This window comes from Methanogenium organophilum, assembly GCF_026684035.1.
Lineage (GTDB): Archaea > Halobacteriota > Methanomicrobia > Methanomicrobiales > Methanomicrobiaceae > Methanogenium > Methanogenium organophilum.
The window spans coordinates 449,829-461,781 of record NZ_CP113361.1; the positions used below are offsets into that span (position 1 = coordinate 449,829).

An 11,953-nucleotide genomic window follows, 5' to 3' on the forward strand; every position below is an offset into this window, starting at 1 on the left:
GGTAAAAACAGCCCAATTCCCATACCCTGCGACGGATTTGATATCCGGATCAATATCCGGTTCAGTACCTCATTGCACAGACTGAATGGTATGCACCAGCCCGGATGCCATTTTTTCCGTGAAATATGCATGGGTATACCCTGCCAGCACATTCTGAAGATAAATCCCGTCTTTGCCGTCTTCAATACCACGGCCACGCTTTAATTCAAGGGCGAACCGCACATCTGCGGCGGCATCCACTTTGGTATAATGGAATTCATGCCCCCGGTATGAGGTTCCTTTCGGAAGGAGACAGTCTTCTGCCGTGCACGCTGCATCCACATATCCCAGTGCCTGAAACCGCCCCATCTTCACCGTCTCCGCCGGTATGACACCGCACATCTTTGTGCGTATGCCGTCCATCTCGATACTCTCCGTGAGATAGGTAAGCCCCCCGCATTCTGCATAGATGGGAAGTCCCCTGTCTGCTGCCCTCTTCACCTCTGCCCTGCAGGGCGATTGTTCCAGTTCTGTGCGGTGAAGTTCGGGATATCCGCCGCCGAAATACAGTGCATCCACATCAGGCAGGTGCTCTGTGAGGGGACTGAAGAAGACCAGTTCTGCACCCGCATGTCGTAGCCGGTCAAAATTATCCGCGTAATAGAAATTGAAGGCCGGATCATAGGCAACCCCAATCCGGACCGCATGTGCCGTAAGAGCACCATCAGGTTCACCGTCCCGGACAGCAAAATTGCTCTGTGCAATTCCTATGATTGCATCGACATCACAGTTCTCCTCAAGAATATCCCTGAATTCAGAAATTGAACTGGTTTCATGTGCCATCTGGAGACCGAGATGCCTGCTCTCAACACTTTTCTCCCTATCCCAGGGGACATACCCGAACGCAGGTGCGGCAAGAGACACCGCAATCATCGCTGCGTGTCGTTTACTGCCGACCCGGTTGAAGATGGCACCACCGATGTTCACATTCCGGTCAAATGTGGCAAACCCCAACACCTGCGCATTAACACTGCGTGAGGCACCTTTTGCATCAACAACCAGAACAACCGGACAGCCAAGAATCTTTGCCACATGTGCGGTGCTGCCGGTGTCCTCCCCTTCAAGCCCGTCAAAAAGGCCCATGACTCCTTCAATCACGGCAATATCGGCACCGGCAGACGCACGCGTGAACGTGTCAATGACCCCGTCCTCTCCCATCATATAGGGGTCAAGGTTCCGGGACTGTCTCCCGCATATAGCGGTGTGATGGGTGGGGTCAATAAAATCCGGGCCGACTTTGAACGGCTGGACGATGAGCCCCCGTTTCACGAGAGCGGACATCAGTGCACCCGAGATGGTGGTCTTTCCGCACCCGCTGTGGGTGCCGGCGATGATGATGGTGGGAATCATTGAAACATAAATTGTATCTTAACCATTTTTGTTGTTCTGTTTTATGGCACCATACCGGTGACCCCCTGCCCACCCAATGCAGATGGCTTATGCGGCTTCACTGACAACCACTCCGCAGAGGGAAAACAGAGATGGACGTAATCATCGGCGGCGGCAAATACGGCGAGCATGCCTTTCAAAAACTCCAACAGGACAAGACTCCCGTGGTCGTTCTGGACACAGACCCTGCATGTATACTCCGGACACACCGGCAGATCCCTTCGATTACGATGGATGAACTTGCGGTTTCAGGCCTCCCCCCGGCAGGTGCCGGGTTCATCCAGGGCGGCATCGCAGAAACAGCGGACGTGATCGCCCGCTGCCGTCCGGAGCGGATCTTCCCCACCGTGCCCGTCCATGTCGCTGCCGGCATCATCTCCGCCATCACAGGACTCCGTCCCGATCCGGTCGGCGCCGCCGCAATGGACAGCTGCATCCCGGACAAGCTGGTGGTCGGCCGCAACGGTGCTGACATCTATTGTTCCCTCAACCGCGTCGGCCGCTGCCCGGACCACTGCCCCGCACCACCTGCTTGTCCGGTGACCGGCGTTCGGCGTGCAGAACCCCTTTTTGCCCTGCTCCGCGAATCCCTAACCGCGTGCCCCGGTGATGATACAGAAACACGACCCACACCTGCCGTGATCATCGAAAGCCGGCAGTTCGGCCCCGGTCTGGGATATATCCTGACAGAAGACCTCACCTGTGCCATCGCAGACCTCCAAAACACAGGTGCGGATACGGCATGGGTTGCGACTGCGTGCCGATGCCACGGGGTTGCAACCGCACTCACCTGCGGGAAGCCGGGTGACTGAAACGGACTATGCCGCCGGCCCATCCCATATCTGTATAGACAATTATTGGCCGTCAAATATCCATGCCGCTGAACCAACCGGTTGACTCATTACAACAAAAAAATGCAACGGCTATAAACCACAACACCCTTATCTCTCTACTATGGATGAACCGACCCCACCGCCATCGGACACCGGTTTTGGCCTTCTGATTCTCGCCATCTCGCTTGCCACCTTCATGTCCGCACTGGACGGGACTATCGTAAACATCGCCCTCCCCACCATCTCCCAAGCCTTTGACGTCTCGTCGAGTACGGTCAGCTGGGTCGCGACCGCCTATCTCCTCGTCATGGCAGGCGCGGTTCTTATTGTCGGGAAGATCTCGGATATCATCGGGTTCAAACGGATCTTTCTTTCGGGGTTCGTCATCTTCACTCTCGGGTCGTTCTTCTGCGGATTTCTGCCGGAACTCTTCGACTCCTTTATCACCCTTATCGGTTCACGGGTCTTCCAGGGCATCGGCGGTGCGATGATCACCGCCATCGCACCTGCCATGGTGACTGCGTTCATTCCCATGGAACAGAAGGGCAGGGCGATGGGAATAATCATGACCATCGCTGCGCTGGGTACCGCCATTGGCCCGACAGTGGGTGGTATGCTCACCCAGTACATCTCATGGCACTGGATCTTCTTCATTAATGTACCGGTCGGCATCATCGCCGTCATTCTCGGGCTGAAAGTCATCCCCGGCGGTGCAACCGGAAGCATTCGAAACCTGACCGACTTCGACCGGTCGGGGGCAGCTCTTATCTTCATCGGTCTTGCAACGCTCCTCTTCGCCGTATCGGAGGGGCAGGATCTCGGGTGGACGTCTGCCCCTATCCTTCTCGCACTGGGCATCGCAGCGGTCTCCCTGGGGTCTTTCGTGGTGAACGAACTGCGTGCAAAAGAACCTCTTCTCGAGCTCAGGCTCTTTGCAAAGAGGAACTTCCTCTTCACCAATCTGATCATGGTACTCGTCTTCCTGAGTTTTGCGGGCATCAACTACCTCCTGCCGTTTTACCTCCAGTATGTGCAGGGATACGACTCTTCGACGGCAGGCCTCATCCTCACGTCTCTATCCATCGCGATGATGATAGCAGGCATTCTTGCCGGAGCGCTCTTCAACAGGACAGGAGGACGGCCCCTCTGCATTGCAGCAGCGGCGGTGCTCGTAGTCGGATACTATCTCCTCACCCGCCTGCACACCGAAACCGGAACGGGATACGTCGTCCTCTGCCTGCTTCTGGTCGGATTCGGGCTTGGGCTTATCGTCACCCCTGCCTCCAATATGATCATGAATTCTGTTGCAAGGAAATACCAGGGCATGGTCTCCAGCCTGACCAGCCTGGAGCGCTTTGCTCCGATGACAATAGGCATCGCGCTCTTCAACCTCATCTTCATCCAGGGGATGCTGCTGGTGGCCGAACACCGGCATATCACAAGCGAGGCGCCCGTCAATATCAAACTGGAGATTCTCACGGCAGGATTTGACATCGCATTTCTCGCAGCACTAATTCTCGGAATCGCGATTCTCGTGCTGACCCTCATTGCAAAACAGGAAGTTCACCCGGATTATCGCGAATCAGATGGAGAAAGTACAGACCTGCCCGGGATGATCTGACCATACGGATACCATTCACCACCCAATTCATTTTTGCCCCCCCGGCCTGACATGAATCAGTACACTCCATCCCCGGTTACCAGAACACCTTTCACCCAATATGTCCCGTTCGCCTCCCCGGTAAACTCATGGGATATTCTCTCATGGTATGAATTCGACTGCCATCCCCCAACCCACCACTGGTTTATCCCCTGGAACTCAGTGGAAATAGTGAGGACATTGTGATCATCAGCAGTATATGACAGGATAAACGGCACCTCGATGAAAGAACCGGCATCACCTTCGCTCAGATAGGAGCCATCATACATCCCTCCTTCAGCACCGTGGAAATTTACCTGAATACGGTATGGCATGAAGAGCGGCTCATTTCCGACCGGCGATTTGGTATCAATCTCATGCCCGGCATCACTATCATACATATGCAGCTCCAATTCAATCAGGAGAGGCGTTTCTTCAGAATAGCTGTCTGAATAGATGTGCGTTGGCTGTGGAAGTTCGGACTCGTTTTGGCCCGGCAGAATCGCAATTGGTTCAATCCGGTTTTTATAGAGAGGAGTTATTCGGTCAGCCGATATGTTCAGCATGGGAACACCGTTTACCGGCTCTATTTTCGTCGATATACTGCCGGCATGGTCAACATTTTTGAAACTGACACTGGACATATTGATGACCGTCTCATTTTGTCCGGTTTCCGGATTGTAATACGAAGGAACCGGAATCAGAAGGGTTACATTGTCAATCGGCTCTGATGTGGAGAATTTCAGTTCGTAGATATACACCGATTGTGCACTCTCCGTTGCAGTGAAATGAAAAAATCCCATGATAATTACAGAGAACATGATCAGAACGATAATCAGAACAATGATCGCAAGATTTATTCTCCCCGCATCATCCGGAAGATTCAACATAATAAAATATCTTCGAACAGAGGAGGGATAAATACGTTTTTATCTGTTTTCAGGAAGGAAAACTGTTCGATGTAAAATGTCTGCCCGGTGTTTTTGATAAAAATGGAAGATATCAGGATATCTTTGCCGGATATTCGATATTTCTTCCGCGGTTTTCGTTTCGTCACAGAAATGACGGACAAACAGGTGGGCTCATGTTCTAAACTGTCGCGGTGAATGTCAGTATGGTCTTCCCTGACGAGTCCTGCACAGTTAAGGAATCTCGCTCAATTACGTAGCCTGCTGCCGTGTTCAGGAGGTTTAGATAGGTAGTCTCCTGTGCCATGATCCCTTCAGGTTCTTCGCAGAACATCTCGGTTGAACCGATCATTCCAAACGAGAGTGCATTGCCATCAGTTTCGTAAGAAGCGAAGTACGTGTTGCACCCGGCAGAACCTGCGATTTCCCCATCTTCATCAAGGTTCAGGGTGATCTCCGTTCCCGCGATGACAGAGACAACTGCTTCATTGCCGTTATTGTATGAGGTAAGCATCCACGTGGTTCCCGTCAGAGGCACGGCTGCCGGCGGCACGGCCCTCTCAAAGACAAGCAGGACGTTTCCGTCTGAATCGCAGAGGTTCAGTTCATCTCCGACACCACTGAAGGAAACGGTTTCGTTGAGCAGTGTGAGGTAATCCGTCTCCTGCGTCATCAGGTCTTCAGGCCCGGCCATCATGGTGCTCCCGATGAGCCCGAATGAGAGTGCATCGCCATCAGATTCATAAGATGCGAAATACCGGTTAACACCGGCAGAGCCTGCGATACCACCGTCTTCATCGAATTCAAGGGTAATCTCCGACCCTTCGATGACAGAGTTCATTCCCCCTGTCACAGTATCATAGGATGTCAGCAGCCAGTGGGTTCCGTTTAATCCCGGTGCACGATCTGTTTTGGTATCTGTTCCATTCAGGGCGTCACCATCCGTGCCGGGGGATGCAGAAAGGCACCCTGCACTGAACAGACAGATTCCCAGAACAAGGGCTGTTCCAAAGAGGATTGATATGCCTGTTTTCCGGCTGTTCTTCGTTGTCATACACTATCTCATTGTCAAACAAACAGCATAAACAAACCTTTGACTTCGAATAAATTGGAAGTCAATACACCAACAAATATTAAAAATATAGCCATAATGACCTTTTTTGATCCACCACACAACGCCTTCAAAGACACCGAATAACCATCTCTTTCACCAAGAGGAAAAAGAGACAGCATCGAAACTATCACGATGGTCGTATCTGCAGCTGCTTGCAGGAGCCGGGTGTAACCTGAGAGGTACAGAAAACCGGGCAGACATCCACAGGATGAACAGGAACCAGAAAAGAACGAAGGCAATCGATTAAACACATGAACTCCTGAAAGACTGATGCAGGAATCTGCAAAAAAATGGAAAATTCGATTATGACCCGACAAAGGCCTCAGTCACCATTCCGTGGAATTCCTCACCGGAGCGTTCGATCTCCCGGTTCACCGCATCGATACCAGTGGGATGGTCAATCTTCAGCAGGGCCGCTGCCGTCAGGACACGGCAGCACTCGGAGGACTCCTGCTCCAGGATGCGGACAAGCGGTTCCACCGCATGGGGACTTTTAATCTCGGCAAGCGCCCAAATGGCAGGATTTCTGACCGTATCATCCCGGGTAGTCACTATCTCCAGCAGGGGCCCGACGGACGGTTCGCCCACATGGGCAAGTGCCATAGCAGCCCGCCAGCGAAGGTTCTGGTCTCCACCTGAGAGCAGTTCTATAAGGTGCGGGATCGCATCTTCCCCATACTCCCGCAGGGATTGCATTGCCTGCAGGCTCGCATAGGTATCCGGCCCCTGCATCTGCTTCACAATGCGTGTCACCCCTGTCTCGTTGGATTCTTCTTCTGACATCACATTCTCCCCCCTTGTATGTCATATCCCGCATAGACTTCTGTAACAATAGTAATTTTCAATGCAGCTTTGCCTCCCTGAAAGCAGTACAGTGCCGTATTGCATACCATTTTATAATTGTAAAGGGTTGGAACCCGTATCATGTTCTTCCGGGACCGTAGCCATATCCTGGAAGAGGAGCACGGTCCCCATCATCACCCCGTCGGTGTTCCGTACAGGGGCAGGAATTGCAACCACATAAAAGGTGGACCCATTCCGTCTGTGGGCTGTCAGCACCGCTGCTTCGTCACTGACTTCTGCTGCCGGGTACATTTCATTGCTGTCTTCATCACCCTTGGTCCAGAAGTCTTCCACCGGACGTTCTGCCAACTCTGCAACCGAAGAATATCCCCACCGCATCAGAAATGCCGGGTTTGCATATTTGATCTCACCACCGTTCGTAATAGCGACCGGCGCACCCAACGCAAAGAGAGCTTTGCTCTGCAGGCGCAGGTCATCAGAGGCATGCATTAGGTTGGCAATATCGGCGAGAAGAACAGAATGTGCCCGTCGCAGTTCGGTGATATCTTCGAAGGTGAGGAACTGCGTGGCATCGCAGAGAGTCATCGCCCGGATCAGGATGCTCCTCATATCCCCGTCTTTGCACTGTACCGGCAACCTGCGGGTCCGAACCTGATTCACCTTCGCCTCCCGACAGTCCGTCCGCCATCCCGCGATCACCGTGCTCCGCAGCACCGGGTCAGGGAAGGCCAGTTCCATCCACTCCCTTTCAGTCCGGATATCTGTGACCTTATACCCAAACATCCGGGTGAATGCATGATTGATGAAGGTGAAACAACCCTTTGCATCGAGAATGGCTGCCGGGAAGGGAAAATGTTCAACGACCTCTCGGAACCGCTCGTTGCTCCGCCGGAGCCGCTCCTCGGTCATCCGCCTGCTGATGGCGATCGAGGCCTGCCGGATGAGGGACTCCAGCGCCCGAAGGTCACCCACATCTTCATCCTCCGACACAAAGATGCCGACATCTCCGAGGAGGCTGCCCTTCCATACAAGAAACGCCACATAGACTGTTTTCAGGTTCATTGAAGATACAATGCGATCACAGATATCTGCCGGAATACAATGGAAGGCCAGGTCATAGAAGGAGAGAGACCCGTCCCCGGACGTGGACCCCAATGTGATCTTGCGAATGCCCCGTTCAATCGCTGCAGGGTCATCAAGAAAGGGCGAATGTAATACCTCTCCCAGAGGGAAGACCATCCCCACCGGATCACGCTCGATGATGGTGGCGAGGGTGTCGCGGAATGCCTGATCTTCAACCGCCCGGATGACGAACTGATTTGTCTTGTCGTCATAGGACTGAATAAAAACCCGTCCATACGGAACAAATTCGCGGATCATACCTGCAATACGCGTGTAGATATCCGTCTCCTCAGGAAGATCCACAAACTCCATCGCCGTTTCTGCGAGAAACGCCATATTTCGAAGACACCTCTGCTTATCAGTGGTGTCCTCCAGAACGACGGTATGACCCTGTCCGCCGTCCGCAAAGACGGTGGGGAACACCTGCATCCGGAAGAAGAGCTCGGAATTCCGGTGGGGATACCGGATATCTTTGACACACTGCTCACACTTGACCCCTTCAATGAGAGAGAGCGTCTCTTCAGCAGATATAATGGGGAGCGCAGTTTCCCGGACATTCTTTCCGATGACGTCCGCTTTCTCAAGGGCGGCGAGACCGAGCAGGCGATCATTTGCCTGCAGAACCGTGCCATATTCGTCAAGTACTACAATCAGGTCACGGGTAAAACAGAGAAAGGCGGAGAGGGGAACTCGCTGGGCGAGAGAGTAGACCTTTGCGTTGCCGACTTCATGCATATCCACCTGTCCTCCCATCCGCAATACCTCGAGGTACTTGGCAACAGAATTTCGGGTGATGCGGGTCGCTTTGGCAATCTCAGTAATTGTCATCCCCCGTGGCCGAAATCGGAGGGTATTCAGGATGCGATCCGGGGAACCTTGCTCCCGCTCCATGACAATTGAGCGTCTAATACCATCCTGCTATAAATTACTGTGCCAGTCAAAGAAGGATGACCATTTCTGTAGAAATATGGAGTGTTACCGCCTCACGGAGCTATTCCGGGTGATGTGTTCCCGGAGACTTGCCGTACCCCGCAATTCCTGCTGCAGGGCACAGTCCGGTGAGCAAAAAGAGAGGAGGGGTGTCTTTAAGAGGTTCCCTGTTCTACGGAGAGCAATACCAACTTCCGGAAAAGGGGTGAAACAAAGATGCAGCGGCAGGATCACAGGCGGACCGGGACGGGTGGAACTATGGTGACAAACAAAGATGTAGCCGCCATCTTCCGTGAGATGGCCGATCTCCTCACCCTGGAAGGAGTGGCATTCAAACCACAGGCCTATCTCCGGGCGGCACGTGCCATTACGGCTTTGGATGAGGACATAACAGCCATCGCCGAACGCGGGGAACTTGAGGCAATTGCCGGCGTGGGAACAGCTATCGCCGCAAAGATTACGACGATCATCGACGAGGGACACCTCCCGGCACTCGACACGCTTCGAAACAAACAGCCATCCGGTCTACGGGACCTGATGAAGATCGAAGGGATCGGGCCAAAAACAGCCCGCCGGCTTTCGACCGAGCTCGGGATCACCAGTATCGAAGAGCTCGAGACGGCCGTCGATCAGCACCGGCTGCGCAGGATGAAAGGATTTGGCGCACAATCAGAGAAACAGATAAAAGAAGGGATTGAAGCCCTGAAGGGACGGACGAACCGATTTCTCCTCGGGTACATTCTCCCCGATGCAGAGACAATAGAAGCACAGCTTCGGGGACATCCGGCGGTCCTCAGGGTCTGCCTCGCGGGCTCTATTCGGCGCCGCAAAGAGACCATCGGGGATGTGGACATTCTTGTTGCCGCCGACGACCCGGATGCTGTCTCTGCGTTCTTCTGCTCCCTGCCGGAGGTGCAGCGGGTGCTGATGCAGGGGCCGAAACGCTCCTCCGTTGTGCTCGCAGCGGACCTGCATGTCGACCTCCGCGTGGTGCAGGAAGAGGCATTCGGCGCCGCCCTTCAGTACTTCACCGGTTCAAAGGGCCACAACATCCACCTGCGGCAGCGGGCCATCGAACGGGGATGGAAACTGAACGAATACGGTCTCTTTGCACGCGAGGGGGAGACCTTGATCGCCCGTACCCATGAGGAAGAGATCTATCGGGCGCTTGACCTCGCCTTCATCCCGCCTGAACTGCGTGAGAACAGGGGTGAGGTCGAGGCCGCAGCAGCGGGAGCCCTCCCAACACTCATCGGGTATGATGCGGTGAAGGGTGACCTGCACGTACATACCCGCTGGAGTGACGGGGCCCATACCATCCGGGAAATGGCAGAGGCGGCACGGGAACGGGGGTGCGAATATATCACCATCTGCGATCACTCGGCAGGGCTCGCCGTCGCCCATGGCATGACAGACGACAGAATCCGCGAACAGGGAAAAGAGATCGCAGACCTGAACCGTGACCTCAATGACATCACCATCCTGCACGGCATTGAGGCGAACATCGACCGCGACGGCAACCCGGATGTCAGAAAGGAGATCCTCCGCGATCTCGACTTTGTCGTTGCGAGCATCCACTCCGGGTTCCGGCAGACGAAAAAAGAGATGACCGAACGGATGCAAACCGCCATCCATAACGACCACATTGACATGATCGGCCACCCCACCGGCCGGCTCATCCAGAAACGGGAGCCATACGCCCTTGATATGGACGCAGTCTTTGAAGCGGCAGCGGCAGCCAATGTCCTGATGGAAATCAACGCATTTCCCTCCCGACTCGACCTCTCCGACGTTCACTGCCGCCGGGCACGCACATTTGGTGTGATGATAGGTATCGGGACGGATGCCCACCACACCAACCATCTTGGGTATCTGGACTTCGGTGTCGCAGTGGCACGGCGGGGATGGCTGGAAGAAGCAGATATCCTCAATACCCGGACGCTTGCGGGGCTGCGGAAGTGGCTGGAAACGTAAGGATATTGAACACACAGCCAGTAACAACGCTGATGAAAGTATGTGAACACAAGTATATGCACGGTGAAGTTCCCTGCTTCCCTCTTCCCAATGGAAATACCCTGTCTCTCAAATAACGATAAAGTAGTGATAACTATCCAAAAATCAGTATATGAAAAATAGAACGATTGGGATTATTACGTTGCTTCTGATAACCGTACTTGTGCATTACCGCTTAATATACCGCAAAAAATCGTATCGCCCTGTGAATTCGCGAAACATACATGGTCATCCCCAACCATCTTTGAACCTTCTCCATGATCACAAACAAAGAGGGCGTATCCGTCTTCCAGAGAGAGAACGGCATTGGTATAATACCCGCCATCTAAGCACCAAATGATCTTCTCTACGTCTAACTTTAATTTTTCTTTCGTATCGTGGTAGACGATTGTAACCTGTCCCTTTACTTCGCTATCCGCTCCGTTCGTATCTTCTGTGCAGGGCCCCTGAGCATGAAAGGCAATCGTAACATCACCGATATCTTCATCATACACCTGACCTCCGCCATTAACCTTGCAGTAATTCGCTTCACAGCTCATTACCGGTGCGACACATGTTATCGCAAACAGAAGGGCACATGCAATCAACCCCACATAAATCCTCTTCATTTTCTCTTACCTCCGTTTACCTAGGGCATTTCCCCGGGTACCATCCTTACGTTGACACCCTGGAGAAGGTTATACTCAACATATACGGCCTGATGAAAATCAGAATTCGTGCATACGAAATAATTTTTCATCAGGCTCTCACCCAACGCATCCCCCCCCAGAGATAATCCCCCAAATACTCCTCAAACCACATATATGTTTTGGCGACAGAAAATCCACCGTTCGGCATTTAAATCAATATTTAACACCCGTTTTAAATTTATAATTTACATAAAATAGCAATTTGCACACGATATTTCATTCGAGCAATTATTGACCGTATTAAAGAATTATCTGGAACAATTGGTCATCACATGACCAGATTCAAAATTGGGATCTGTCACGTTCATCTGCTGCAACACCCTGCTGATCCCCTTCCATATACCGATCTTTTTGCAGACAATCGTCATGACCGTAGATTCTATTTTATTTCTCAATAACTCCTCCCAATGCGAAAAAAATGTCCAAAACAATGATACACCGGGCTATCTGCACATATCGACCGGAACATACGA

General features: G+C 52.9%; 9 protein-coding genes. 3 read left to right on the top strand and 6 right to left on the bottom strand.

What is annotated here, in order from left to right; all coding sequences use genetic code 11:
- Window positions 1-69: 69 nt before the first annotated feature.
- Entirely contained in the window at window positions 70-1,389 is a 1,320-nt protein-coding gene (locus tag OU421_RS02400; protein WP_268187010.1) for a cobyrinate a,c-diamide synthase, read from the bottom strand.
- 131 nt (window positions 1,390-1,520) lie between these two features.
- Here OU421_RS02400 and OU421_RS02405 point away from each other — a divergent pair, with 131 nt between their 5' ends.
- Together OU421_RS02405 and OU421_RS02410 are read left to right on the top strand one after the other, a co-directional pair.
- Complete coding sequence (locus OU421_RS02405; RefSeq protein ID WP_268187011.1) at window positions 1,521-2,240, top strand: hypothetical protein; 720 nt, start codon at window positions 1,521-1,523, stop codon at window positions 2,238-2,240.
- A 142-nt stretch (window positions 2,241-2,382) separates the two neighbouring features.
- Entirely contained in the window at window positions 2,383-3,882 is a 1,500-nt protein-coding gene (locus OU421_RS02410; RefSeq protein WP_268187012.1) for an MFS transporter, read from the top strand.
- A 56-nt stretch (window positions 3,883-3,938) separates the two neighbouring features.
- On the opposite strand, the gene OU421_RS02415 is transcribed toward OU421_RS02410, so the two are convergent.
- The 4 genes from OU421_RS02415 to OU421_RS02430 form a co-directional block, all read right to left on the bottom strand.
- Window positions 3,939-4,790, bottom strand: a complete 852-nt coding sequence (locus OU421_RS02415; RefSeq protein ID WP_268187013.1) for a hypothetical protein — start codon at window positions 4,788-4,790, stop codon at window positions 3,939-3,941.
- A gap of 199 nt (window positions 4,791-4,989) precedes the next feature.
- Entirely contained in the window at window positions 4,990-5,862 is an 873-nt protein-coding gene (locus OU421_RS02420) for an META domain-containing protein (RefSeq protein ID WP_268187014.1), read from the bottom strand.
- Between the two features lie 363 nt (window positions 5,863-6,225).
- Entirely contained in the window at window positions 6,226-6,705 is a 480-nt protein-coding gene (locus OU421_RS02425) for a HEAT repeat domain-containing protein (RefSeq protein ID WP_268187015.1), read from the bottom strand.
- Between the two features lie 111 nt (window positions 6,706-6,816).
- The gene (locus OU421_RS02430) at window positions 6,817-8,676 is read right to left on the bottom strand and encodes a PAS domain S-box protein (RefSeq protein WP_268187016.1); all 1,860 of its coding nucleotides are present in this window, start codon (window positions 8,674-8,676) and stop codon (window positions 6,817-6,819) included.
- 318 nt (window positions 8,677-8,994) lie between these two features.
- Between OU421_RS02430 and polX the strand changes: the two genes are divergently transcribed.
- A complete protein-coding gene (gene polX / locus OU421_RS02435; RefSeq protein WP_268187017.1) occupies window positions 8,995-10,752 on the top strand; it encodes a DNA polymerase/3'-5' exonuclease PolX in 1,758 nt (585 codons plus the stop codon).
- Window positions 10,753-10,928: 176 nt separating this feature from the next.
- Here polX and OU421_RS02440 read toward each other — a convergent pair whose 3' ends face one another.
- Window positions 10,929-11,399: a hypothetical protein gene (locus OU421_RS02440; protein ID WP_268187018.1), complete on the bottom strand. Its 471-nt coding sequence runs from the start codon at window positions 11,397-11,399 to the stop codon at window positions 10,929-10,931.
- Window positions 11,400-11,953 lie beyond the last annotated feature (554 nt).